Annotated in this window: 24 protein-coding genes and 2 tRNA genes; 9 read left to right on the forward strand and 17 right to left on the reverse strand. The window is 49.4% G+C overall.

Going from position 1 to position 23,794, the window contains the following annotated elements; translation table 11 throughout:
• Positions 1 to 202 precede the first annotated feature (202 nt).
• Positions 203 to 766 carry a hypothetical protein gene (locus HY774_22600; protein MBI4751280.1) on the forward strand — a complete coding sequence of 188 codons (564 nt, stop codon included), beginning with the start codon at positions 203 to 205 and terminating at the stop codon, positions 764 to 766.
• Positions 767 to 852: 86 nt separating this feature from the next.
• Here the strand turns inward: HY774_22600 and HY774_22605 are convergent, their stop codons facing one another.
• The 3 genes from HY774_22605 to HY774_22615 form a co-directional block, all read right to left on the reverse strand.
• Positions 853 to 1,014 (reverse strand): CHAT domain-containing protein, encoded by a 162-nt coding sequence (locus tag HY774_22605; protein ID MBI4751281.1) that lies wholly within the window; start codon positions 1,012 to 1,014, stop codon positions 853 to 855.
• Positions 1,015 to 1,049: 35 nt separating this feature from the next.
• A complete protein-coding gene (locus HY774_22610) occupies positions 1,050 to 1,517 on the reverse strand; it encodes a hypothetical protein (protein ID MBI4751282.1) in 468 nt (155 codons plus the stop codon).
• 122 nt (positions 1,518 to 1,639) lie between these two features.
• Positions 1,640 to 1,843 (reverse strand): hypothetical protein, encoded by a 204-nt coding sequence (locus HY774_22615; protein ID MBI4751283.1) that lies wholly within the window; start codon positions 1,841 to 1,843, stop codon positions 1,640 to 1,642.
• A gap of 192 nt (positions 1,844 to 2,035) precedes the next feature.
• Between HY774_22615 and HY774_22620 the strand changes: the two genes are divergently transcribed.
• From HY774_22620 to HY774_22640, 5 genes are all read left to right on the forward strand, one after another.
• Complete coding sequence (locus tag HY774_22620; GenBank protein MBI4751284.1) at positions 2,036 to 2,317, forward strand: hypothetical protein; 282 nt, start codon at positions 2,036 to 2,038, stop codon at positions 2,315 to 2,317.
• 193 nt (positions 2,318 to 2,510) lie between these two features.
• Positions 2,511 to 2,978 (forward strand): nuclear transport factor 2 family protein, encoded by a 468-nt coding sequence (locus HY774_22625; GenBank protein ID MBI4751285.1) that lies wholly within the window; start codon positions 2,511 to 2,513, stop codon positions 2,976 to 2,978.
• Positions 2,979 to 3,476: 498 nt separating this feature from the next.
• Positions 3,477 to 4,151 (forward strand): hypothetical protein, encoded by a 675-nt coding sequence (locus HY774_22630; GenBank protein ID MBI4751286.1) that lies wholly within the window; start codon positions 3,477 to 3,479, stop codon positions 4,149 to 4,151.
• 86 nt (positions 4,152 to 4,237) lie between these two features.
• Entirely contained in the window at positions 4,238 to 4,891 is a 654-nt protein-coding gene (locus HY774_22635) for a hypothetical protein (GenBank protein MBI4751287.1), read from the forward strand.
• 28 nt (positions 4,892 to 4,919) lie between these two features.
• Entirely contained in the window at positions 4,920 to 5,696 is a 777-nt protein-coding gene (locus tag HY774_22640) for a hypothetical protein (protein MBI4751288.1), read from the forward strand.
• 74 nt (positions 5,697 to 5,770) lie between these two features.
• Here HY774_22640 and HY774_22645 read toward each other — a convergent pair whose 3' ends face one another.
• The 3 genes from HY774_22645 to HY774_22655 all read right to left on the reverse strand — a co-directional run bounded on the left by HY774_22645 (position 5,771) and on the right by HY774_22655 (position 9,006).
• Positions 5,771 to 6,484, reverse strand: a complete 714-nt coding sequence (locus HY774_22645; GenBank protein ID MBI4751289.1) for a cytochrome C — start codon at positions 6,482 to 6,484, stop codon at positions 5,771 to 5,773.
• A 112-nt stretch (positions 6,485 to 6,596) separates the two neighbouring features.
• Positions 6,597 to 7,670, reverse strand: a complete 1,074-nt coding sequence (locus tag HY774_22650; protein MBI4751290.1) for a metallophosphoesterase — start codon at positions 7,668 to 7,670, stop codon at positions 6,597 to 6,599.
• Positions 7,671 to 7,761: 91 nt separating this feature from the next.
• Entirely contained in the window at positions 7,762 to 9,006 is a 1,245-nt protein-coding gene (locus HY774_22655; GenBank protein ID MBI4751291.1) for a cytochrome-c peroxidase, read from the reverse strand.
• 331 nt (positions 9,007 to 9,337) lie between these two features.
• On the opposite strand from HY774_22655, the gene HY774_22660 reads away from it, so the two are divergent.
• Positions 9,338 to 9,895 carry a sigma-70 family RNA polymerase sigma factor gene (locus HY774_22660; GenBank protein ID MBI4751292.1) on the forward strand — a complete coding sequence of 186 codons (558 nt, stop codon included), beginning with the start codon at positions 9,338 to 9,340 and terminating at the stop codon, positions 9,893 to 9,895.
• Between the two features lie 16 nt (positions 9,896 to 9,911).
• On the forward strand, positions 9,912 to 10,823 hold the full coding sequence (locus HY774_22665) for a zf-HC2 domain-containing protein (GenBank protein ID MBI4751293.1): 912 nt from the start codon (positions 9,912 to 9,914) through the stop codon (positions 10,821 to 10,823).
• A 192-nt stretch (positions 10,824 to 11,015) separates the two neighbouring features.
• On the opposite strand, the gene HY774_22670 is transcribed toward HY774_22665, so the two are convergent.
• The 5 genes from HY774_22670 to HY774_22690 all read right to left on the reverse strand — a co-directional run bounded on the left by HY774_22670 (position 11,016) and on the right by HY774_22690 (position 17,223).
• Positions 11,016 to 11,456 (reverse strand): hypothetical protein, encoded by a 441-nt coding sequence (locus HY774_22670; GenBank protein MBI4751294.1) that lies wholly within the window; start codon positions 11,454 to 11,456, stop codon positions 11,016 to 11,018.
• Positions 11,457 to 11,977: 521 nt separating this feature from the next.
• Positions 11,978 to 13,354: a cytochrome P450 gene (locus tag HY774_22675; GenBank protein ID MBI4751295.1), complete on the reverse strand. Its 1,377-nt coding sequence runs from the start codon at positions 13,352 to 13,354 to the stop codon at positions 11,978 to 11,980.
• 82 nt (positions 13,355 to 13,436) lie between these two features.
• On the reverse strand, positions 13,437 to 14,813 hold the full coding sequence (locus HY774_22680; GenBank protein ID MBI4751296.1) for an amidohydrolase family protein: 1,377 nt from the start codon (positions 14,811 to 14,813) through the stop codon (positions 13,437 to 13,439).
• 40 nt (positions 14,814 to 14,853) lie between these two features.
• A complete protein-coding gene (locus HY774_22685) occupies positions 14,854 to 16,317 on the reverse strand; it encodes a flavin monoamine oxidase family protein (protein MBI4751297.1) in 1,464 nt (487 codons plus the stop codon).
• A gap of 156 nt (positions 16,318 to 16,473) precedes the next feature.
• Positions 16,474 to 17,223: a hypothetical protein gene (locus tag HY774_22690; protein ID MBI4751298.1), complete on the reverse strand. Its 750-nt coding sequence runs from the start codon at positions 17,221 to 17,223 to the stop codon at positions 16,474 to 16,476.
• A 732-nt stretch (positions 17,224 to 17,955) separates the two neighbouring features.
• Between HY774_22690 and HY774_22695 the strand changes: the two genes are divergently transcribed.
• Positions 17,956 to 18,519: a hypothetical protein gene (locus HY774_22695; GenBank protein MBI4751299.1), complete on the forward strand. Its 564-nt coding sequence runs from the start codon at positions 17,956 to 17,958 to the stop codon at positions 18,517 to 18,519.
• A 125-nt stretch (positions 18,520 to 18,644) separates the two neighbouring features.
• On the opposite strand, the gene HY774_22700 is transcribed toward HY774_22695, so the two are convergent.
• The 6 genes from HY774_22700 to HY774_22725 form a co-directional block, all read right to left on the reverse strand.
• Positions 18,645 to 19,283: a ThiF family adenylyltransferase gene (locus HY774_22700; GenBank protein MBI4751300.1), complete on the reverse strand. Its 639-nt coding sequence runs from the start codon at positions 19,281 to 19,283 to the stop codon at positions 18,645 to 18,647.
• Positions 19,284 to 19,589: 306 nt separating this feature from the next.
• Entirely contained in the window at positions 19,590 to 20,447 is an 858-nt protein-coding gene (locus HY774_22705) for a hypothetical protein (protein ID MBI4751301.1), read from the reverse strand.
• Positions 20,448 to 20,544: 97 nt separating this feature from the next.
• Positions 20,545 to 21,327, reverse strand: coding sequence for a hypothetical protein (locus tag HY774_22710; GenBank protein ID MBI4751302.1), 783 nt, complete (start codon positions 21,325 to 21,327; stop codon positions 20,545 to 20,547).
• Positions 21,328 to 21,428: 101 nt separating this feature from the next.
• A complete protein-coding gene (locus HY774_22715) occupies positions 21,429 to 22,877 on the reverse strand; it encodes a VWA domain-containing protein (GenBank protein MBI4751303.1) in 1,449 nt (482 codons plus the stop codon).
• Positions 22,878 to 23,079: 202 nt separating this feature from the next.
• Positions 23,080 to 23,152: transfer RNA gene (locus tag HY774_22720), tRNA-Gln, on the reverse strand.
• Between the two features lie 306 nt (positions 23,153 to 23,458).
• A tRNA-Ile gene (locus HY774_22725) sits at positions 23,459 to 23,532 on the reverse strand.
• Positions 23,533 to 23,794: the final 262 nt, after the last annotated feature.

A 23,794-nucleotide genomic window follows, 5' to 3' on the forward strand; every position in this document is an offset into this window, starting at 1 on the left:
CAGTTTGCTTGAATATTTTTTTGAGTCGTCGCTCATCGTGCCGACTCAACCCCAGTTCTGATGGACTCCTCGCTTTTCTCATCCGTCGAGCTTAACTCTCATTCGCTATTTTTCAAATAACTTTTGCTAACTCACTTAGGTGCGCGGTTCGGGAAAAACGTCGCCTTGTTTTATGGCCGATACCCTCAACCCTGGTTTTTCTATGGTTTCACGTGAATTGATCGAATATGTACTGTGCCAATTTCAACTGAGTCACCGAGGGATCCACGGCGTGTCGCACTGGGCACGCGTCCGGGATAATGGTCTGAGGCTGGCCAAAGTAACCGGTGCAAATCCAACTGTTGTGGAGCTTTTTGCCGTGCTTCACGATTCCCAGCGCCATTTAGATACCTGTGATGATGATCATGGGCTGCGAGCCGCGATGTTTGCCGCCCAGTTGCAGGGGAAATATTACGACCTCCCGCCAGATGATTTGCGGTTGTTACAACTTGCCTGCGAAGGCCATAGCCACGGCAAAACACAGGGCGAGATTACGGTGGTGACCTGTTGGGATGCCGACCGGCTCGACCTTGGCCGGGTTGGAATCCCGCCACTCGCCAAATACCTTTGTACCCGTCCAGCCAAAGACCCAAAAATGATTGCCTGGGCTTACAACCGCAGTCTGAAATGGAAAGAGCGGTTTGATGGAAAAGACTGGCTGCCAGTGATACTTGAAGAATTCCTTGAACCGCGAACGGAAGATTTGGAATTGAGGGAGTCGGGTTGAAGACGTCAGGCGGAGGAAAATGGTCTCTCGCCCCAGACTCGAAGGCTTCAGCCCGAAAAACTCATGCGCATTTCCGGTGTCGTGACTTACCGTTTTCCGTCAAGATTGGCCCACTCGCCGGATTGAATAAAAGACGCCCAGTAGAACGGATGATTCCAGCGTCGGCTTTTGAGCAGTTCAAGTTGAGTATTTTGGAGCGCGTCGCTTCGGCCTTCGCCAGCTTTCAACCGACGATAAAAACCGCTCATCAATTCTTTTGTTCCTGCTTCTACCGGATTTTGTGTTATGCCAGGTCAACGTTGGAAGTAAAGAACTTGTCAGTACCACCCGCGTGAGCGGGTGGGGTTAGAAAGAAGCAAGCCAGCCCACCCATTGACGCGGGTGGTACTGACTGATTGGTTCTTCTGATTTGTCTCCAACACAAAATCCGGTAGAAGCAGGCCCATTTCACGGCATCTGCATTCTGAAGCAGGTCTGTAAGCTCCTGTTCTGTTTGCTCGATTTTGGTCGGAGTCTGTAACTCGCTGACCCTCACTTCATATCTTCCCGCAGGTGCGGTTGTATCAGTGGAAACAACCTCGACGTGATAGGTGCCGGCTCCAGGTAAAATACCAGCCAGTACTTTGGATCCCTGAGGGCCGTTTGGAGTATCAATTTCAGTCAGTTGCTTTGAATCAGGTCCGAACAGTCGCAGGTTGACGTCAATTCCTTTTGGTTTGACCACAAGGTTTAAGTACTGGCTGCTTTTCACCGTGATCTGATAAGTACCTTGTCATAAATTTCCTGAGATATTGGGTTTGGTAAGTGGTTGATCTTTTTCGTGTTTTTCGTGTTTTTCGTGGTTAAAATGTCTGGAAACTTTCGGTAAGGTACTTAGAAATGACGCTCGCCGCCGTTGAGATCGCGTTCCTGGTGAAAGCCTTCGATCAACTGAACTTCTGATTGAGTTAATTGAGTGGTGGGAGATGCCGGAGCATTCGTTGACGGGTTTTCCTCGACCCCATCAGCCCTGGTTAACCAAATTGGGGCAAAGACACCGATGAACAAGAGAAACAGTGGGTTGAACACGTGATTCATCACTTGATCCTTGGGCAAATAGATTTTGAAAAGGGGTTGGCCTGAGCAGATTCGTGAAGTTGTGCGGTTGAATCAAAGGAAGGTCGCCTGACAGAATATCATTGAATGAATGAGTCAGGCTATCTTTTCATCAACTGTTCCCTCTGTTGTGGAAAGGTCGGTTTTCGCCCGCAGGGCGCCGGAAAATAGCCGGTGTGGAAGCCGGCTTTGCGGCGCACCCACCGGAATGCGGGCCGTGAAGCGTTCGCGCCCGGCAGGGCGCTGGACCAAAGTCTCAAAAGTTACGGAAAATTGAGGATTCCCGACCGACAAGATGTTCCAGCGCCCATCCGGGCGCGAAGCGATGTGGACCGGGATCCGGTGGTGTGCCCAAAGCGGCAAACCACCGGCTATTTTCCGGCGCCCATTCGGGCGGGAGTTGTCAAGCCCAGGCGACCTTTCCGCAACGAAGATCAACTCTTCCCTCCGTTGTAGAAAGGTCAATCAAACTGGACAAGCCCTATCTGACCAGGATTAAACTGCGCGAGATACGTTCAACCTGGATGAAACCCAGCGGCCCCAGATGAACGTTCCTTTGCACCACAGACTCATTCCCCTCAATATCCCATTCAAAATTCAAAAGGATTCCATGAAACAAAGTATTTTGACAGTATTAGTTTGGCTGGGTATGACAGGTTTCGTTTTTGGTCAGTCTCCGGCATCTCCCCAGTCTCCGGCTGGCAATACCTCAACGACCACTAAAGAACCAACCGAATTGTTTTCCACGATCTCCCGGCTGGACAGCCAGCTTTTTGAAGCGTTCAACACCCGCAACCTTGAAAGAGTAAAAACAATGTTTGCCAAAGATGTCGAGTTTTACCATGACACCGGCGGGGTGGCGAATTACGACCAGACGATTGAAAACCTGAGAAATCTGTTCGAACAAAGCAAAACCAACGGGTTACGAAGAGACCTGGTGAAGGGCAGCCTGGAAGTGTATCCGATCAAAGATTTTGGTGCCATTCAGATTGGCCAACACCGGTTTTGCCACAAGGAAAACGGGCGAGACGATTGCGGCACGTTTAAGTTTGTACACATCTGGCGCTTCAAGGATGGAGAATGGAAGATTTCGCGCGTGGTGAGTTATGGACATTAAGAGCCTGGGGCTGAAGAAAACGGGCTGAAGAGATTGGGCCTGGAGTTGAAGAACCTGAAGTCTTCAGCTCTTGGCCCTAAATCCAGGGGGACGTCCTTAAGTTATATCCAATCACCTATATAAAAAATGATACGATTTCACCTCAATACTGCTTGCCAATGATAGAACCCTCTCCTAATATTGGCTGATCCCCAGAATGATCGAATGATTGACCAATCAGCAAGATACGAAGTATCTTTGCTCGTTTTTGCCGGGTGTCTAGTTTCTATATTTTTGTTGTCAGGCTACACATAGAAAGATGAACACCTGCTTCTGATTTGGGAAAAACCGTAAATTGGAGGGGCAAACCCGATGAAGAAACAGATCTGTCTGGCAGGTGTGATTACTCTTCTCTTTGTACTTCAGGGCTGTTTTCAATCTTACGCAAACTCACAAAAACCTGCACCAAAGCCAAAAGGAAAGCCTGGAGACTTGTGGTATGAAACAAACCGGTTCCAGGTGACCATAACAAGCGCGGACAGGAAGTCAGTTGGAGTATATGAATTTCGAAAAAATAAGAGCGACCTTCGGTTAGAAGTAAATAATCAGGCAGACAATGAATCGGACTCTGGAACCATTCTGGTCATTGAGGATGCGGTATTGCTGATCAAGGAACTGAAAACAGAAAGCGGGTATGAAATAGACGTCCTGGATGTAAACATATTATCGGTCAAACTTGCCTATGCACTTTTAGTCCGAGCTTTCCCAAAGGGCCCCGATTCAATCAGTGATCCCCTCGATGCCAGCATCGTTGAACGGAAGAATGAAATCTCGGTCAACAATATCAGTGCCGGTTTAGAAATTCCTCCACCCTGGAGTTTGAAAGGCACCGCAACCCCGGTTGGTACAGAGTACATTCAATTTGATCTTACCTTTATCTTCCAATCTCCTGACGATGAAAAAGTCAAAGAAACAATGCAGTTCACTGGAAAGTGGTACAAGAACTCACCGGAACTTGAGATTCCAGCCGAAATGCCAATCCAGGACTGGCAGATTTTTTCACTGGGGCCAATCCAATCAACCACCGCTCAAGGTGGGATGATTTTTGATTATTCAGCCATCAAAATGAAGAAACTTGGTACCATTGGTGAACTGAGAAAAGCTTTGCAAGCTGGGAAACAAGGAAAGAAATAGACACCATGGCACAAACTGGCAAGCGGAATTGTGTTTTGTGTGTCCCTGGCTGAGAACTGTTACAACTTTATGGAGATCAACAGGTTATGTCAGAAAACCTCTTTCCACGTGAAACCTACGATCTGGATGAAAGCGGGTACTGGAAGCAAGCCCAGATATTGAGTGGGGTGCTGTTTGGAACCGGGATGTGGGTTGCCGGTGCCGGTGCCTTGCTTTTTGTTTTCAAGGGTTTCGGGAACATTCCCAATGCAGAGGCTGTGCTTTTTGTTGGCACACTGTTGGGTGTTTTAAGTGGGATTTTCTTCGGCCTGACGTGGGGTTGGATCATGCGCCAAAAGGTAAAAAAGTTCATGGATCGGCTTTACTCACGGGATCCGGCACTTGTGGACCTGCCCGAACATGACGAACAGTTCCGATATCGGTTGCCTGGAAGCTATATCCCCACGCCAAATTTCGCTGTGGGAGGCATATGTTACTTTGGTGACTCAGGGTTGCTCTTTATTCCGCACAAAGGAAACCTACCTCGCGATATGAATCGCATTTCCTGGAGTCACACATCAATTCATCAAATCCAGCTTGTCGAGCAGGATTATACGCTGTTGAAGCGGTTGCTGATGAATAAGTTACCTTTCCTTATCGAAGTAACTACTGAATCTGGGAAGGCGCGGTTTTTCTTACCTTGTCCTGAAACAACCATCGGGATTCTGAAAAAAGAGATCAGCCGCAATCAGATTGTTTAACAGGTCCTCAAAACCAAAAGGAGTTTGTATGAATGTGGTTTATCAATCTGGAAATCTCTCACCAGAACTTCAAACCTGCATTGATGAGCTTGTCAGCGGGCATTACTCACACCCGAATAACAACCCAACTGATCCACAGGTGTTTCTGAGACTCAATAAGTTGGGAGATGTTCTGAATGGGACTACATTGAACCCAGATTCCTATCTGGCAGGACCACCATTTGTATTTCTCACCCTTCCACAGGAAATCAGTGGTCTTACTTTACAACAATCTCTCTATAAAGTTGGGTACTCCAGTAACGACATCAAGCAATTTGTGGGTTTACATCCAATGGCAGCCATTGTGTTCAAGTATCCTGATGAAATTCAGTATTCATCAACTGTTACCAGTCAGTGGCAGAAGCAAGTATTTCACTCAACCTGGAGGAATGTTTTTGAACTGGTGGAAAGGGTTTCCAGCCAGGCCGAAATCAGTCCCGGTGTGCTCAATAACCATTCCCAAATTTTCTTTTCATCTTCCCAAGACCGGGACTTTGCCGGTTCTTTTCCCGATTGGGGAAAACTTAGGCTTCAAGGTGTTTCCTATCAAGAGCTTGAAAGAACTGGTGGAGCAGACTGGTACTATCGCAAAGAAATTCTCCAGCGGCGGTTTGACATTACTGAATTATTTAATGGAAGCGGCAGGACCTGGTGTGAAAAACCTGAGTTGGGAAATGCACCAGAATTTCTGGGACCGAATTTCGCTCTGACTGAACTTTCCCATGTGGGAGAACTGGCAATTATTGATTTAGGGCACCTTTCGTAAAGACTTGGGGCTGAAGAACGTAGGTAGAGTCTCTAACCCATATTCTTCAGCCCAATATCTTCAACCTCGGTTTTTCAATGCTTGCCGTATTCCATGGCAACGCCTTTGCGCTGGGCCATGATGTAGGCTTCGATGGCGCGCATTTTCGGGTCATCCGCGTCAAGTTTTTTGCCCCGGGACGGGTTCTCAATGCACCAGTTGATCATGTCGCGGAGCAGGGCCACGCGTTGGAGCTGAATCTGGTACTTGGGATAAGTCTCCGGATGGGTGTTGGCTGCGTTTGGATGGCACATCGCACAGGAGACGCCATTGGTGCTGCCGACAAGTTTGTCATCGTGGAAAATTTGATTGCCATATTCGACTTCGCGGGCAAGTTCACGTTCCCAAACCTGACGCTCTCGGGCCGTAAACACCCCGTCCTGTTCTGACTGACTGGCCGGTGCTGCTTTTTCCGAACCTTTCTTTTGAGCCAGTGCCTCAGCCATTTCCTTTTTCCAGGCTTCGGCGACGTTGGGGTCGGTTTTGGCAAACCACATTGACATCAGTTTATTCGCTGCGGTTTGCGCCTGGTCAGGGGAAAGCCGTTCGTCGGGTTTGACCCCTTTCATTTCAAGGTTGGTTTCACCGTCGCACAACTGAATCACCAGGTTTTTGCCATCGCCAGGTGCTGGCGGATGTTGTGGAAGCGGCGCTGATTTTTGTTGAGCCTGGGCCACGCCATAAATTGTCAGTGCCGCCACCGCGACGATCAGAATGAAACTCAGTTTGAACCACTGCCGTGTTTTCATTGGAACTTCTCCTTTTTCTCCATATGGAACCGATGTGCTCACAACCAGGGCTGAGGGCCTGGGGCTGAAAAACCATATCCAATCCCTACTCCCTATCCCCAGCCCCCTATCATCAGTAAGACGGGATCGTCGTTTTGGCTGGTGAATCTTCCGCGCCGTTGGAATTCAAATAGCGGGCTGAGACTTTCATCGGGTTGCGGTTCCAGAGGTTGTAATCTTTATCAACTCGACCATTCGGTTTCACCTGAATGGTGCCATCGCCCATGCCTTCGGTTTGATTGAACGGGTCAACGCGGTTCATTTGAACTGTCAATTTGGGCAGCCCTTGTGGGGCATATGGCCACGGCCAGGCGGTTGACAGCATGCCGTGGAAGTGGATGTTGTCAATGCGATTGGTCAAAACCTGATGGGTGTGTCCGTGAATGACCGTGACGGTCTTGAAGGGCCGTAACAGCGCCTGGACTTCTTCGGCGTCATCAGTCCAGAAGTTCCAGTTGCGGTAGAGTTTATACAGCGGGGAATGTGAAAAAACGACCAGTGGCGTGTCTTTCGGGACTTTTTCCAGATCGCGTTTGAGCCATTCGCGTTCTTCTTCGCCGACTTCAAAGGCGCTCTGACGACCATCATCCAGACCGGAAACAATCTGCATGCGCTGCATTGGCGTCAGCCCTTTGGCGGTCCAGAAATCCTTTTCATTGACGCTCATCAGGGTGACAAAGTGGATGCCTTTATGGTCAAAGGAATAATAAGCCGGCCCAAACATGTCTTTCCACAAGTCGCCCATATCCAGAAACCAGTCGTGTTCGCCAACCATCATTTTGATCGGTGCTTTGACATCCTTGAGAATTTGGGCACCGATTTTTAATTCGGCTGGTTGACCCAGTTGGGCCAGGTCTCCGCCATAAAGCACAAAATCTGGTTGTGGGTCGAGGGCATTGATGTCGGCCACGGCGCGTTCAAGCTGGCGGACAAATCGTTCGTTGAGCGTTTTTTCATACAAATGCGAATCTGAAATATAGGCAAATGTGAATGGCCGCTCATCGGCCCGAATTGGCTCAGCCGCCTGGACCACTTCCACCAGTTGGAAGGATTGTGGTGTAAATGATTTGACGGCGGCTGCCGCCCCAGCCCAGGCCGTCATTTCCAGGAATCGCCGCCGGCCCATCATGGTTTGGCCGGCCTGCATCAGTTCGTTGAACCACTGTTCACGTTCGCGCAGATACTCTTCGCGTCGCTTGCCCCATTTTAAGGGAAACATAGGTGTTGCCTCCTTCTCGCTATTTCGCGGGTTCGCGGGTTTGCGGCTTGAGCGCCTGCATTCGCTGGCGGCTGGTGTCACTGGTGAGGGTTTTCAAAAACTCGACCAGATCATTCATTTGCGCATCAGTCATTTTGAGCGGACGCATGCCGCCATCCAGATTTGGATTGAGTTCTCCGCCCTTGTCATAAAACTTGACCACATCGAGGAGTGTTTTTTCCGACCCGTTGTGCATATAGGGGGCGGTCAATTCGATATCGCGAAGCATGGACGTTTTAAATGCGCCAATGTCTTTGGGCTGTTTGGTGATGAGATAGCGGCCAAGTTCTGAAAAACCAGGCTGTAAGGCCAGTTCATCCACCACCAGGGCGCTGTCTTTGCCCTGGGCAATCAGTTGCCGGGATTTGCGGGCCAGGGCCGGGAAGTTTTGATCTTTGGCGGCAACGCCGATGTTGTGGAATTTGAAATCGGTGAAGAACGGATTTGATGGGTTGAAGGCATGGCACGAAATACAGCGTGCCTGGCCATTGTATAAATCCCAGCCGCGTTTGGCTGACTCGGAAATGGCGTTCTGGTCTCCGGCGATAAAGCGGTCAAATGGGGCATCACCCGAAAGCTGGGTTCGTTCAAACGAAGCAATCGCCCTGGCAATTGTGTCAATGGTAATGCCTTCATTGCCAAAGACTTTGGTGAATTCGGCTTTGTACTCGGGGACTTCTTTGACGCGCTCGACAACCTGCGCGTGATCTTTCATTCCCATTTCAAGCGGGTTGATAAGCGGGAGTTTGGATTGTTCTTCAAGCGACGGTGCCCGGCCATCCCAGAACTGAACTTCATTAAACATGGCGTTGAGGATCGTCGGCGAGTTGCGAGCACCTTTTTTCAACTCGATACCGATGCCGACCATATTGCCATCGGCAAAACCCATCGCCGGGTCGTGGCAGGTGGCACAACTGACCGTCCGATCAGATGACAGGCGTTTATCAAAGAAAAGCTTTTCACCCAGGGCAATCTTTTCAGGTGTCAGCGGGTTGTCTTTTGGAATTAAGGATTCAAACAAATCCGCCGGGATTCCCTTGGGAATCGCAACGGGCAATTTTTGTGGAACTGAACCGGTGGCGGCATCAGTGTGCTTGCTGATTGAAGTAACTCCAACCGTAGCCAGTGCAAACACAACTAGAATGAAAACTTTCACCCACCATAGCCGGTGACGCGGCTGGGTAGAATCAAACCGCGATGTGAGCACCAGAAGTGTTTTGTGCATAGCGGGCTCCTTCGTTGAAATATTTTGGACTGCGACGGCTTGACGCCGCTCTAGGGACTCAAACAAGTCGAGTGGAAGGGAGGAGATGACTTGTGTGAAGCTGGTCTGCGGGTAAGAACACCCGAGATGGAGGTTTATTCCGTCGAATTTGGAAAAAAGGGAAGGAATTTTTTCTCGGGTGAGGTGTTATATCAGTTTGAAGTCAGTAGTCAGTAGTCAGTAGTTCACTAAGTTTAGTTGGTTGAATCACTTGACTGTTTGCTCACACAAGGATTTCAGTGCAGATTGGTGGTATGCTGCCAGTCACCTTCTTTCACATCACAGGCCGGAAATGAAATCAGACCCGACGCAATCTTCCCAATTTAGTCAGTCAGCGTTGGAGCACCTGGATGCGCTCTACGGCTTTGCCATGGCTTTGACCCGCAACCAGACTGAGGCGGAAGATCTGGTCCAGGAAACCTACCTCCGGGCCGCCCGGGCATTTGGACGATTGCTCCCTGACAGCAATCTGAAAAGCTGGTTGTTTGCCATCATGCGCAATATCTGGCTCAATCAGATCCGTCATCATCGGAGCGGTCCGCAGTTTGTGGAACTGGATGCCGAGGAAGATTCCCGCCGTGACTGGCTTGATTCCGAGCAGAGCAACCCGCACCTGCGACTGGTTCAGAAAATTGAACGTGAACAGGTGCAAACCGCCATCAGCCGACTTTCAGAGACCCATCGCGAAGTGGTGGTCTTGCGCGACATCGAAGGGTTCAGCTATCAACAAATTGCCAGCATTCTGCAATGTCCGATTGGGACGGTGATGTCCCGGCTTGGACGTGCCAGAGAACAGCTTCGATTGTTGCTGAGCCCTTCAGACATGAATCCGTCTCCTGGTGAAAGGTAATCTGGTATTTTCAGCGATGACTCAGTGTGACCGATTTCGAGATCAAATCAGCTTTTACCTGGATGAAGAACTGGGCGAACCAGAACGCGCGCAGCTTGCCGACCATCTGGGTCAATGCGAGTCGTGCCACAAGGTGTTTGAGCAAGAACAGCAGTTTCTGGCGCACATTCGTGCCTGCCAGCCGCTCTACCGGGTCAGCTCCAATTTTCGAGCCAAAATCGAACAGACCATTTCCGAAGTTTCAGCCCCGCACCGGGCACCGGCGTCGCTTCGGGACCGAATCCAAAAATCAATGGACGTTCACAACAGTTCGCCAACGAGTTCCTTCTGGAACTGGAAGCCGCTGGCCGTGGTCGCATCAATTCTGGTGATGGTGCTGATTGGGATTTGGGTTTTGGGATTGCTCCCAATAAATCGCCTGATGCCAACCCCTTCGGAATTTGCCCGAATGGCGGTTGATACGCATGTTCGCCGGTTGCGCGGGCAGCTTCCGCTTGAAATCACGACTGCTTCGCCCGATCAAATCTCAGCCTGGTTTGCCGGGAAAGTCGCGTTCCAATTGAAGTTGCCAAATTATCAGGAATCTTCAGGCCAAACGAGACTATACCAGCTCGAAGGCGCCCGCCTGGTCGGGTTTAAAAATGATTATGCGGCGTTTGTCGCCTATGAAATGCAGCACCGTCCGATCACGCTCGTGGTGACAGCCAATTCAGTCGTGATGCCGTCAGGCGGCGAAGAAATCAAATCAAAGGGGATTACTTTTCACTGTGATTCGATCAATGGGTTGAAGGTGATTTCGTGGGCTGATCGCGGGTTGACCTATGCCCTGGTTTCCGATCTTGAAGAACGCGGGCAGGATTCGTGTTTTGTCTGCCACACTGGCACCAAGGATCGTGATTTCATCGAGAATTTGAAGCTGGCAAAATAATGTCAGTTTATGGTCAGTAGTCAGTGGTTAGTAGTTGATAAGTCAGTAGTCAGTAGTCAGCAGACAAAACTCAGATTGTTGAATCCGTGGAATTCTTGAAAAGGATTGTTCCTAAATAACTCAAAAAGAACCAAATAGACTTGATAGATAATTCAAAATTCCAACACTCAGCTACTGACTACTGACTACTGACTACAAACTGGTATTGGTTAAAAATTCAATGTACTGAGCTGTCATTTCCGGTGTGGTGAACTCAATCAAGATTCGGTTCTCGACCCAAAACTCAATCAACTCAAAGGGGCCACGATGGCACCGCTCGGTTTTCCATCCTTCACGCTCGCCAATCTGTACAATGTGATTACAGGGTGCCGTCACTGAAATAAGGGCATGACTGGCTGAATATGGTGAACCGGGCTGGGTTTGGATAAACGTTGGAATCCCATCTCCAGGTTGAAGTTCCGTACCGTACGGCATCACCTCAATAAAAGAACCGTACTCATCTCTAGCCAGTACAAACCAGGAATCGGACGGGAATTCAGGCGGTGCTGGAGCCACTTGACCACCAATGACTTCTGCCAGGATATCGGCAACTTTTCGGGTATTTTTTGCTGAAATCGAAATATGATGAATCATTGTTACAATCCTTTTGTGCGATGGTAAGTACTCTGTCGTAAGTTTCCTGAGATATTGAATTTGGTAAGTGTTTGATTCTTTTCGTGTTTTTCGTGTTTTTCGTGGTTAAAATGTCTTGGAATTTTCGGTAAAGTACTTATTTAATCTTGATTGAGCTGAGATAGCCTTATTGGTTTTGCCAGGTATAGCCTTTCAGAAAAAGGTTCAGCATATCGTCTTGAGACGAGAGGTTTTTTCTTCCGTCCCACCCAGCGCGTCTCACGCCTGAAGGCGTTACTTCGGAACAGAAATATTTATCTGAAAAGTCATTCATGTCGTTTTCAACGACGCCCAGAAACAATGAAAAACAAGATGGGCAGCGGTTCAGTCAGGTATTTTTCAGAGGAGCTATAGATGGCTGTAGCAGAGTCTTTTGAAGGAAATTTCCGTTGCGGAAAGGTTGGGATTTGCCTGGAAGATGATGGAGAGTGGCCAACTCTTTATGGATAAAGGGCATTCCAGGCTGGTTCTGACCTCAGGGATTATCTGAATCCATTGCGAACTGCTGTCATCCAGAGTTCATTTTTCGGCTGCAATGCGATAATTGCCCGGGGTTCAACGGTTTGATGTGGAACCAACTGAAGTCGCCACTGTTGGGCCAGGGTTGCGATCAGGAGCACCCCTTCCATTCGGGCAAAGCTTTCGCCAATACAAACGCGTGCCCCGCCGCCAAACGGAAAGAAAGAAAACTTTGGGCGTTCGGCTCTGGCTTCGGGTGTCCATCGGTCCGGATCAAAACGGAATGGGTCAGGAAAGTACCGTGGATCGTGGTGCATCACCCAGGGACTGAGCACAATGGTGGCTCCCGCAGGAATGTGATAGCCGCCGATGTCAAACCCGTTGATTGCCCGTCGGCCCAGCGCCCAGGCTGGTGGATACATCCGCATGGCCTCATTGAAAACCATTTCGGCGTACCGCAGGTTTGGCAAATCTTCAAAGGTTGGAGCTCTACCCTTGAGAACCTGGTCAATCTCGGTCTGGAGCGCCGCTTCAGCCGCCGGATTTTGTGAGAGCAAATACCACGTCCAGGTCAAGGCATGGGCTGTCGTCCCGTGCCCCGCCAGAAAGATGGTCATTGCTTCGTCGCGCAACTGACGGTCATTCATTCCGCTGCCGTCGCCTTCTTCGTCGCGGGCAAAGACCAGCATCGAAAGCAAGTCACCGTGGTCGTTGCCGTTGAGCCGTCGTTCTGAAATCAGGCGATAGATCACGCTGTCGAGCATCTCAATTGCCCGCCAAAGCCGAATATTGGACGGGAGCGGCAATTTGTCGAGCCATTCGGCAAACGGCAGCAGCAACCGGTTGAAATTTTGCTCAATGACATTGAGAGCGGCACCAATGTCTTCGGCATCGCCCTCAACATCAGTGTCAAAGAGGGTTTTGCCAACGACAGCCAGTGTCAATCGCATCATTTCTTTCCTCATGTCGAGCCGGTCACCATCCTGCCACCGGGCTCGCATCCGTTGGGCCTGTTCAACCATCACGGTGCCATACGCGGCAATGCGCTGGCGGTGAAAAGCTGGTTGTGAAAGTCGGCGCTGACGGCGCCAGAATTCACCTTCACTGGTTAATAGTCCTTTTCCCAGAAACACTTTTGTGCGTTCGACCCCCCGACTCTTAATAAAATTCTGGTTGCCGGTCATCAATACATCGCGAATGTAATCAGGGTGATTGAGAAGGTAAATCCGCTGATTCCAAAATTTCAGATGGACGATATCGCCGTGCTCAAGGGCCACAGCTCGCAGAAAATCGAGTGGGTCACGACGAAAATCTAAAAAACTCCCAAAAAATGGGATCCCTTTTGGTCCTGGAGGAAGCTTAATCCCGGCTGGTTGGGAAATATCCAGGGATACACTCATTGTGAAAGTCTCCTTTCATTTCAGGTGACGAGAACAGTTATTGAAATAAGCGTTTTTTTGAGCTTTGTATCTGCATCGGACATTACTCTGTCTTGAATCCATACAAATTGATCGTGTTTTCACGCAGCACCATTCTGGCCAGTTTCAGGGCTTGATCCCTTGTGATTTCACCCTCGTTCATCATATCGGTGAGAGCCATCCCAAGTGCCTGCCGGCTGGTTTTCGTGGTAAGCCAGCCGGTTTCCTCCCATCCAATCTCTGGAACCAGACCAAAGGCATCTGTCCCAAACAACACTTTTTCCGGGACAAACTCCAGCCATTGACGGATCACCAGACTTAATTCGTGCGGTTGACGGAGAAATGTCTGAGCGGAAAAATCTACATAGACGTTCGGTTTTGTAAGTAAGGCCGTTGTCTGTGTAGAAAAGGGCCAGCCGCCATGCACCAGCACAAAATTTGTCTTGCGCAAAGTCGGATCATTGAGGGCAGACTCAAGCAAAAGCGGATTGGATCCGGTAACATTGAAATAGGCACCAATACCAATCCCTGTGTGAATATGGACGGCAAGACCAAGGCGGCCTGCTTCTCGTGCGATGGAACGGAAAAGGTAATCTTGCAGTATTTTGTATTCGGTAGCCGGTGGCTCACCACCTCTGACATAGTTTGCATAGATTCTTTTGGCGTCAGCTTCATCGGCATCTGCAAAGTCCAGAGTACGGAGATAAGCCGCTTCAAATTTGACCCCTACGACACCATCGCGTTTTTGTTGTTCCAGAATGGGAGTCACAACCGTTGCCAAATACTTATCCAACGTCGCCGGCAATGATTTAATTCCTAGACTGGCAAGATAGTTTTTTAAAAGGCGCTCTTCATCAAGGTAGAAAGAACAATAATCGGAATTGATGTTTCGTGCCGCTTTTGTGCTCAGGGGGAGCAGTAAGGCATCAACAAAGCTGACCCACCTGAAACGTGGTGATTGAAGACCAGTCCCCATGGCTACCCGGTTGGCAAACATGGTTTCAATCCCCAACTGATCAAGCACCCAGGCTGGATACATATCACCCTGTTTGCTCATTACCTGTCGTCTCAATTCCTTCAATTCACGCAAATGTGCTTCAGTTGCATCGGTGTAAGGATACCCATAGAGAGCCTTCCAGGCTGCAATATATTCGGGGTTATCTGGACGCAAGCGTACAGGGAGGGGAAACGGTTCAATGCCCTCAAGCGTGAGCGCATCTGATTCATTGTCCCCCTCGCCGTCCTTCACCAGCCGCATCGGATGGGCATGGTGGTCAATCGCTTTGATCTGTTTGATCGCAGCCAGCAATGCTGGATCGGGAGTTGTGTGCGCGGCTGGTTGATTTGAGGTGCGAGCATTGGCCAAATTCAGCATCAGAACTGGCAGTGCCAGTACCAGTGTGACGAACAAACGTGGCAATGAGGAAGGATTTGAGTTCATGGCAATGGGTATTTTTTCCTATAAGGTTTGGGATTGAATTTCAGGGAGCCAGGATGATTTCCTGTGTCACACGATTGCCCGAATCGAGCGCCCCTTGCATCCAGCCGGGCCACATTGAGGTGTGCTCTCCGGCGAAATATACTCGACCTTCTGGTCGCGCAATGTGAGGGAAAAGTGAAAACATTTCCCCAGGCTTCAAGATCGAATAGGCACCACACGCCCACTGGTCTTCATCCCAGCAATAACTCACGCCGCTTTCCAGGGTCTCGCTCAGTCCTGGGAAGACTTGCTCAAGCTGGTTGCTCACAGCCGAAATCCGGTCTTTTTCAGAAAGCGCCGACAGTTGCCGGGCTTGAACGCCTGAACGGTAAGAAACGAGTATTCCCCGTTTGCCCGTCTGGTCAAATGTCGGATGCCAGATTTCTTCAGGTAGATCAGTCCTGGCAAAACCACTTACCCCTTCTTTTTCCCAACTCCGCTGGTTTGTTTGAAGGAAGACCCGCGTAACCGAGTCGTAAGCATGGTGATTGATTGCCTGCTGTTTGTCGCTTGAAAATGGTGGGGAAATTTCGATGCGCCGCAGGGTCGTGAACGGAGTGGCACACACCAGATAGTCTGTCGAAAGCTGGCGTGTGGTTCCAGCCTGATGATATGTGATGGTCACGCTTTGGCGGTCGTGCTCAATCCGGACAACCTCAGCGCCATAATGAATTTTCGTAGCCAGCCGCTTTGCAAATGCTTTGGGAAGCAGATCGTTTCCGCCTTTAATTTTATAGTCCAGTTTTTGGTCTTTCAGGAGCGCTGCTTCGCGTAACCACCACAAGGCTGAAATCTGGTCGTCTTCCGGTTTGTAGTAAGGCATTTCCAACAGTGCAATCGCATCGGATGAGGCCCCACACTCACGCAAAAGTTCTGCAAATGTCAGGCGATCAAATTTTCTGAGCGATTCAGAAAGCCAACCTTTCGTTTTAGGACGTCCAATTTCAGTTAAGACAGGTGTGACATAGCGCTCCCACAGGCCAGGTACGCCACCTTTCCTCTCTTCTGGTTTGAGCGACAAAGGTAAACTTGAAAGCTCAATATGCCTGCCAGCAGGAACCTTTATTCGTTTCCCTCTGAGATAAGAAGTATCGGATTGCCCGTAAGGCGAAAATGGAACCAGTGTCAGACCAAAGAGACGAGCATATCTGATTGTTTGGTAATGAATGTCTGGAATGTGAGCCGCACCGGCTTCGGCATACAGCCCATCGGAGAACGGCTCCCGCAACGTGTAAACCCGGCCCCCGGCACGTGTGCGGGCTTCAAGTACCATCACGTCGTGGCCAGCCTGGGTAAGTTCATAAGCGGCTGACAGCCCCGCCAATCCAGCACCGATGATTACAATTCTCTTTCGCGTGCTGGGCCGGTGATGTTTTTGTGCGCCGGAAACACTGACGCTTGAAGGAAAAAGGGCCGCCAGTGCAGCGTGTTTGAGGAATTCTCTTCGGTTAATTGGGTTTTTCATTATGTTTTTTTGGTCAGAAGTGGTGGCGGTTGCCATCACTCCAGCTCTCTGGCCAAATTGGTGCTGCCGCCTTTGGTGTGGCCGGCTGCTGGGTAAAGAGTTACCCCTCGAAACAAGGTTGAATGCGAACCAATTTTCGTCTTTGGATGAAAGTTCTCAATCGCAATGAATGAACGGAAGTCGAGTCAGGGCAATGCTTTTTGGTATTGTTTTAACCGTGTGACAGTTGCCGAGTCGAAAGTAAATGTGGCCGGGCATATGAACCATATGCCCCGAAGCTGGGGCCAGGCGACTGAGCACTCTGGCACTATTGAGTGCTGACTCGGGTTCGTTGGTACCTTCCACGACATGAATCCAGTAATGATGGGCGGCTGCATTGTTGGGGTCGGTGGCGAGGACTTCTTTTACCAGTTCAAGACTCCGTTGGCGATTTTTTGAGGGCTCACCGGTCAACTCAAAGCTATGAGAAAAATCATAGATAAATAAAAATTGAGCCAGAACCAGTTTGGCCTGGATGTCATTGGGATAGCGGGCAATCAGGGATTCCATCTCTTGCTGATAGGCAAGTCGGCCTTTTTCACCGCCCAGTGATTCACGAAGTTCAATCGCTTTAATATATGCCTGTTCCTGAGGAGAAACCTTTGGGCCAAGGTCAAGAGCTTTCTTCAGGAAGCCCTTTTTCTCATCAGGCTTGTCAGCGCCAGTGATTGGATTGGACATAACCTGATACATGCCCCAATACGCCATTGCACAATTGGGATCAAGTCGAATTGCTTCTTGAAAGGAACGCATGGCTTCGTTGCCCCAAAAACAGTGCAGAAGTGCCAATCCCTGGTTGAAGTATCGTTGGGCGCGGGGTGATTTGGTGGTGATTGTGAGTGCGGCTTTCCCAATTCCAGTCATCAAGCGTGGAGGAGACCCTGATTCTGGCAGTGGAAGGTCTGATTTTGAAGAGAGGCAGTGGTTTTTAGAGGGATAGTCCTGAGCCGAAAGCGGAAAAGAACTAATGAAAACGATAGATAAAAGAAGGATTCCTGATCTCATGGATTTACTGAATACACAGAAGATTACCCTGTTGATCGAGATCTTTTGACCAAAGTCCTCAATCAATTCGGATTGAAGTGGACTAAACTGGGTGGGAGTCTTGTGAGAAGGCTATAGTGATTTAGACTTGCAATGGAGTTTGGTGGGGCTACGAGGGAGTGACCAAAAATGGTTTTCGAACTCTGTATTTGCTCAAGTTATTTCTTGATGCCGACCCGGTACTGACCAGAGGTGTTGACAAACCATCAAGGACAACGGGAATTTGGGAGGAACTACCTGCTTCAATCTGACCTGTGGATTCAGTGGTTGTTCAAATTTGTGAACGCGTTCACAACGGGTCAAATAATTGAAAGGATTAGGCTTAAATGGTCCTAGACAGAAAAGATAGGATCATTTTTGGTCAACTGAGCCGGCAGGTCATGACAGTGTACTGTTGCTGGTTGCCAGGTCTTACCAGTTGAGTCCATCCGTGCTTCTTTTTCCCTTTTTGCTTCAAAGAAATAGGGGGTTGTGGTAGCTTAGCGCGGTTTTATACACCATCCGCTGTACTTCATTCAGCATCATTTCAAAAAAGGCGAGGATTCGAAGATCATCATGAGTGTAAATAAAGAAGATTGCATTCTGTTTAGCGGCGGCGCCAACGGTGCCGAAGCTGAATTTGGTGCGGTAGCCGAAGCCTTCGGCATTGAAGAAGTCAATTTTACCTTTGAAGGCCACAATATTGCCCGCCAGCGTGGTCTGCGGGTTCTCAACCACGAAGAGTTGAAAAACGGAGACGTCAGCCTCGAATATATTTCCCGGCTGATGAATCGCCGCTACACCGACAGCCCGATTTTTCGCAAATTGTTACAAAGCATCTGGTATCAAATTAACAATGGCCAGGAAATCTATGTCATTGGCGAGATTTTAGAAGACAAAACCGTCAAGGGCGGCACTGGTTGGGGGGCTGAATTTGCCAAGTTATGCAATAAGCCATTGCATGTGTTTGATCAGAAACGCGATGCCTGGTTTACCTGGAATCAAGTCGAATGGGTTGAATGTACCCAGGATAATCTTCCAGTGATTACTCACACCCATTTTTCCGGTACCGGAACGCGGTTTATCGAAGACAACAGCCGCAAAGCCATCCGGGAATTGTTTGAACGATCATTTTCTTAAAAACCAGGGGCTGAGGGCTTGGGGCTGAAGAAATCGGGTTCAATACTCTGAGCTCAACTTCTTCAGCCCGCTGTCTTCAGCCCAATGTCTTCAGCCCGCTGTCTTCAGCCCCGTTTCTTCAGTCTTCAAACTTGCCTCACGTTCAAATCGCGTAGCGTGATCATAAATCCGTGCTTTTGCTGATTTTCAATAAAATTGATCAGCGTTTCTGATGTGACGGCCACCGTCAACATCACCAGATTGCGAGCCAGCGGATACTCACACACGTCATCCTGGGTCGCTGAAGGCACCCGATACCGTTCATTCCAGGTAATTTCCGCAAAATCAGAAGCCATTCCGGCATGAAGACAGGCCATTGCGTACGTCTCGCACGCCTGTTTGACGGCTGCCCGTGAGAGGCTGTTGTCAAATGTATCAACCACAATCTGGCTTCCTTGCAGAAGTTTACGGGCATTTTCCGAAGTCAATCGGTCAGCAACCGAATCAAGCTGGATTCCCAGTGCCCGAAAAAGAGAATTGGCCAGGATTTTCACCTTGTGGGCGCCGATGTCGCTTCGGTAGTAAGGCTGTGACGACAAATTCCGCTCTTCGACGCGATCAAAGTCAATGACGCGAAGTTTTCGGAATCCAATCCGGGCCAGCGTTTCAATCAGGTTTGCCCCCAGTGCCCCGGCGCCACAGACCGTGACCTGTGTTTCGCGGAGTTTGAGCAAAAGTTCCTGGGTGCGATAGAGCTGTTCGTGAAAAGTAAATGAGTGTGACATACAAATCAGGGTTCAGGGTTTTCGGAAGGGATGAGGGATGAGGGATGAGGGATGAAAAAAATCACCTTTTCACCATGTCATTTTTTCACCATGTCATCCTGTCATTATGTCCTGGTTTTCGCCGCCGCAGCGGTGGTTGAATTGAGGCAGGTCGTTTACGGCCTGAAAAACAGAAAAGACAGAAAGGACATACATTCGAAAACCCGGAACCCAGACCAGATGACCAAATGACACGGTGAGAGGGTGATTTTTTTCATCCCTCATCCCTCATCCCTTCTGAAAACCCGGAACCCGGAGCCCGAAGAATCAGTCTTCAAACCGTTGTTCAATCACATTGACCAGTGACTGCAAATCAAAATCCCGGTCACGTCCACTTAAACAAATCCCCGAGCTCACCACCGTCAAATCGTGCTTATTGATGGCTGAGGTATGCGTTTCGCCGGATGGGGTTTGCCATTCGACCAGCCAGAATTCGTCACGGTCGGTATACTTCATCAGCTTCCCGCCACCCAGTTCCAGGGCCTGTCGCAATCGCTGGTCATTAGTGGTTGCTGGTCGCTGAACGGTACGCCTGGCGGAATCTGACCGAATCGGGGACACACCACTTCTGGCAATTTGATAGGTTTGGCGCATTTCGGGCGTCATCCCGGAAAATTTGAGTTGATCAAACCCGACCAAATTTTCAAACGCTTCTCGCATTGATTCGGCTGGGAGTGGGTCGGCTCGACGATCCAGATCTTCGTACCACCAGACCTGTCCACTGCCACGCACAATGACTGATTCAAACCGGCTGCCTTCGGTGACCAGATGGACCATCATCGGTCGGGCGGAACCAAACCGGGCCTGCATATCAGCCCCATTGACTGGATAGGCAAGCCACGTTCTCCGATCCAGATTGGCAATCAACCGCACCCGAAGTGCCTTGAGTAATGCACAATAGCGAGCAATGACATCAAGAGAAGCTTCTTCGATCAGGTCGGCAGTATTGAGGTCTTTTGGTTGGAAAATACCCCAGCCTTCAAATGTCTTTGGCACTGGGGAAAACGTGCGAACCAGACCCTGAATCCGGGTTTGAACTTTCCCACGAAACACGCAGGGCGCCACAAACCGGGTTGTTTGTAGCGCCTGATCTGCTTCAAGCAGAGATTGAATTAACTGGTTCAGGGTGTTGCGCTGTCTCATAACATATCATTTTGCAATGAAGTGTTCATATGAAAAAGTAGTCAAGTAATTCAATCAGATGGACTTAGTGAATTACTGACTACTGACTACTGACTACTGGCTGATATAAAAAACCACGCTTGCCAAGTCGAGCAACTGATCGAGCGACGCGTTGGCGGGGTGTTTGCAACTGTTCGGAAATCTCTCCGATCAACGCCAGTGGCGATTGAACCACTACATCCAGAACCTGCTGGTCAAACGCCAGTCCTTCAAATTCCTGCTTCAACTGGTTGATAATCACCTCAATCACTGAACCCTGGACAGTTGAGCAGGTACCACCCGTGAAGGTCGCCAGTTCGGAAAAGGCGGCCCGGGCATACACACAGCCACCCATCAACAGACCGTGAATGGTAATCATGTGGGCTTCAGCCTCAGCAGTCACTGACCGGATGGTACTTCCACAGGGACACCCGTTTGGCCAGGCATCGCCATTCATTCTGACTGGACGGTGCTGGTGCTGCCGTCGAGGTTGTGGTTCATCCGAAGCCGGCAGGGTATATCCATGCGGAGGCGCATCTCCGACAAGCAAAATCAATCGGTAACTGGTTGGACGCCACTTGACTTGGGTACAGGCCGCCACAACTCCGTCATAGACGGCTTCCGGGCCATCGCCACCGCCTTGCGGAGACAGTTTCTTGATGTAACTTTCAACCTGTTTGAAATCCCCAGTCGGCACAGAAACTCGCGTCACAAACGAGTTGTCCTGGGGAGGATGGTCACGATATTCAACCAGCCCACAGTGCAAATCAACCTGGGTCAGTTTGGTCAGTTGACTCAAGGCATCCAGCAAATGCTTTTGAGCCTGTTGGATAAACCCACCCATGCTGCCAGTGACATCAATCACAAAACAAAGATCCACCGAATTGAGTCCAGTTGTGTACATAGTAATACCATTTCGGGTTCCAGGTTCCGGAACCCGGAACCCTAACTCGCTGCCTTCAACGCCTCACGTCGAGGCAGCGGCGTTTCCAAAATTTCCATCAACAGTTCAAGTCGTGATGGACGGGTCAACAACGGCACCAGATTTGGCAGTGAGTAGTAGTCACCCGCAAAGGTGAACGTCTCAAAATTGGCCTTTGCCTGCTTCAACTCCTGTTCGAGTTGATTGGTGACGTGTCCAATTTTGACGATGACCACTGTTGGCTGCATCTGAAAGGCTTTACAGTAAGCGTCATACACCTGGGCAAAGTACGGTGACTGGTTTTCACCTTCGTCCGTGACGATGATGATTTGTTCAACCACCTGTTTCCGGTTGAGCATAATCTGCAATGGTGCCCCAATGCTGGTGTTGCCACCTGGAAAAATTCGCTGGAAGGCTTTTTCCCAGTGTGACAGGTCGGTGCCTTCCGCCGTGATTGGATAGGCCATTGAGTCAAAGGCATACACAAACAGGTCAGACGTGGCAATTCCAGAGATCAAAGCTGAAATCTGCTTTCCGACCTCAATCGCTGAATCCATGCTGCTGCTTTTATCAATCAACAGCGCGGTTGGCCGCTTGATGGTGCCGCGTTTGCGAACCTGCCGGTTGGCGATTTCTTCAAGGTGCCTGGTGGTTTTTTGATCCAGGACTGTGACATCAGCCGCTTTCATCGCTTTCAAGGCTGAAACCCGATTTCCGTCGGCTGCCTTTTGGAGTTTACCGTCCACCAGTGCTTTGACTTCGGGGTTGGACATCACTCCCCGGTTTTTCAACGCCCCAAGATTATTGATGATTTCCTGCGGCGTCATCGAGTTGATCAACGCCACCAGAACGGCTGGAGTCAATTGCCGAATTGCCCCAATCGCAATTGTGTAGGGAATCCGGTGCTCGACGATCACTCGTGCCATGTCTGCCGGTTCGGTTGTCTTCGCCAGTTGCTTTAGGACAAACGCCAGGCTGTCTGCTGGCGGCGTGTCTTTAAACAAAACCGCGTTGGCCCGGTCACTGGGCTTAATCCGAAGCGTGGCATACAAATGCTTGAGGGCTTTGCGTCCACGGATTGCCGCCCGGTCAAACATTTCAGGGCGGTCTTCACGAAACCGAAGGTACTGCCGTACCGCAGTCCGTGCCGAACGCGGCATTTTGCTCCGAATCTGTTTCAGGTAATCCACAATTCGCGCCACTTCATAGGGTGGAAATTCCTGGAGGAGCACAAACCCGGCTTCGCGATATTCAGCCACATCGCTGGCTAGCAAATGGGCGACGAAGACTTCTTTGTGGTCGCGCACATCGCCATGTTGTTGATACCAGACAGCAAGATGCGCATAAAACAACGGGTCAAGCTGTTCCAGTTCGGTGTGCAGGGTTGCCACAGCACCCAACTCCCGGTGAGGAGTGGTCAACAAACTGTTGAGCATTTCAACCCGCAAATCGCGTTCAAATTGTGTTGTCATATCCTGAAACCCCGTTAGAAATGAAGAAGGTGGTTAGTGGTTAGTGGTTAGTGGTTGGTGTTTTAGAGCCAACACCTTCCAAGCCCCAAGCCCCAAGAACAAATTACTAACCACTAACCACTTAATGGTTTCTTCATTCTCAAGTCTTCATTCTTCATTCGTTTAAAAGGTTCTGTCCTGCACAAGTTGTAAAAGCAATTAGTGGTTACACACGGGATTTGAACCCGCTACCCTCTGTTCCAAAAACAGATGCTCTACCCAGTTGAGCTAGTGTATGTATGCTTTAACGGTTTGAGTGCAGGACAGAAAAAATTATGAATTAAGTACCTTACCGAAAATTTCCAGACATTTTGAACCACGAAACACACGAAATACACGAAAAAAATCAAACACTTACCAAATCCAATATCTCAGAAAACTTATGACAAGGTACTTATGAATTATGAATTATGAAAAACTGGCTCTGGTTTGGTTGCCTGTGAGTATTCCCCCACCATATGACTGGTCTCCAGAGAGATATTTTTCTTCATTCTTCGTTCGTTTTTAAAGGTTCTGTCCTGTACGAGTTGCAAAAGCTGTTTTGGGTTACACATTGGATTCGAACCAATGAATGTCTGCTTATGAGGCAGGTGCTCTACCACTGAGCGAGTGTATGTAAGCTTTTTCTGTCGGAGTACAGGACAGAACTCAATTTTCAAAAAAAACAAAAAAGGAATTGTAAATCGCTAACCCTTTGAAAATAATGCTTTACTGACTACTGACTACTGACTACTGACTACTGACTACTGACTACTGACTTGTGATTGATCATCTCCGCGCAAGTTACTGAAGCGGTTGTCACTACGTTCAGTGTGTATCCATTTCACCACAAACCCAAATGGTGGATTTGACAGGAGTCGAACCTGCAGAGCCCGTGA

Source organism: Acidobacteriota bacterium (assembly GCA_016208495.1).
Taxonomy (GTDB): Bacteria; Acidobacteriota; Blastocatellia; order Chloracidobacteriales; family Chloracidobacteriaceae; genus JACQXX01.

Coding starts and splice junctions, on each gene's coding strand:
- HY774_22600 (MBI4751280.1), top strand. CDS start 203: ATGGTTTCACGTGAATTGATCGAATATGTACTGTGCCAATTTCAACTG.
- HY774_22605 (MBI4751281.1), bottom strand. CDS start 1,014: ATGAGCGGTTTTTATCGTCGGTTGAAAGCTGGCGAAGGCCGAAGCGAC.
- HY774_22615 (MBI4751283.1), bottom strand. CDS start 1,843: ATGAATCACGTGTTCAACCCACTGTTTCTCTTGTTCATCGGTGTCTTT.
- HY774_22625 (MBI4751285.1), top strand. CDS start 2,511: ATGACAGGTTTCGTTTTTGGTCAGTCTCCGGCATCTCCCCAGTCTCCG.
- HY774_22635 (MBI4751287.1), top strand. CDS start 4,238: ATGTCAGAAAACCTCTTTCCACGTGAAACCTACGATCTGGATGAAAGC.
- HY774_22640 (MBI4751288.1), top strand. CDS start 4,920: ATGAATGTGGTTTATCAATCTGGAAATCTCTCACCAGAACTTCAAACC.
- HY774_22645 (MBI4751289.1), bottom strand. CDS start 6,484: ATGAAAACACGGCAGTGGTTCAAACTGAGTTTCATTCTGATCGTCGCG.
- HY774_22650 (MBI4751290.1), bottom strand. CDS start 7,670: ATGCAGGCCGGCCAAACCATGATGGGCCGGCGGCGATTCCTGGAAATG.
- HY774_22655 (MBI4751291.1), bottom strand. CDS start 9,006: ATGCACAAAACACTTCTGGTGCTCACATCGCGGTTTGATTCTACCCAG.
- HY774_22660 (MBI4751292.1), top strand. CDS start 9,338: ATGAAATCAGACCCGACGCAATCTTCCCAATTTAGTCAGTCAGCGTTG.
- HY774_22665 (MBI4751293.1), top strand. CDS start 9,912: ATGACTCAGTGTGACCGATTTCGAGATCAAATCAGCTTTTACCTGGAT.
- HY774_22670 (MBI4751294.1), bottom strand. CDS start 11,456: ATGATTCATCATATTTCGATTTCAGCAAAAAATACCCGAAAAGTTGCC.
- HY774_22675 (MBI4751295.1), bottom strand. CDS start 13,354: ATGAGTGTATCCCTGGATATTTCCCAACCAGCCGGGATTAAGCTTCCT.
- HY774_22680 (MBI4751296.1), bottom strand. CDS start 14,813: ATGAACTCAAATCCTTCCTCATTGCCACGTTTGTTCGTCACACTGGTA.
- HY774_22685 (MBI4751297.1), bottom strand. CDS start 16,317: ATGAAAAACCCAATTAACCGAAGAGAATTCCTCAAACACGCTGCACTG.
- HY774_22695 (MBI4751299.1), top strand. CDS start 17,956: ATGAGTGTAAATAAAGAAGATTGCATTCTGTTTAGCGGCGGCGCCAAC.
- HY774_22700 (MBI4751300.1), bottom strand. CDS start 19,283: ATGTCACACTCATTTACTTTTCACGAACAGCTCTATCGCACCCAGGAA.
- HY774_22710 (MBI4751302.1), bottom strand. CDS start 21,327: ATGGGTGGGTTTATCCAACAGGCTCAAAAGCATTTGCTGGATGCCTTG.
- HY774_22715 (MBI4751303.1), bottom strand. CDS start 22,877: ATGACAACACAATTTGAACGCGATTTGCGGGTTGAAATGCTCAACAGT.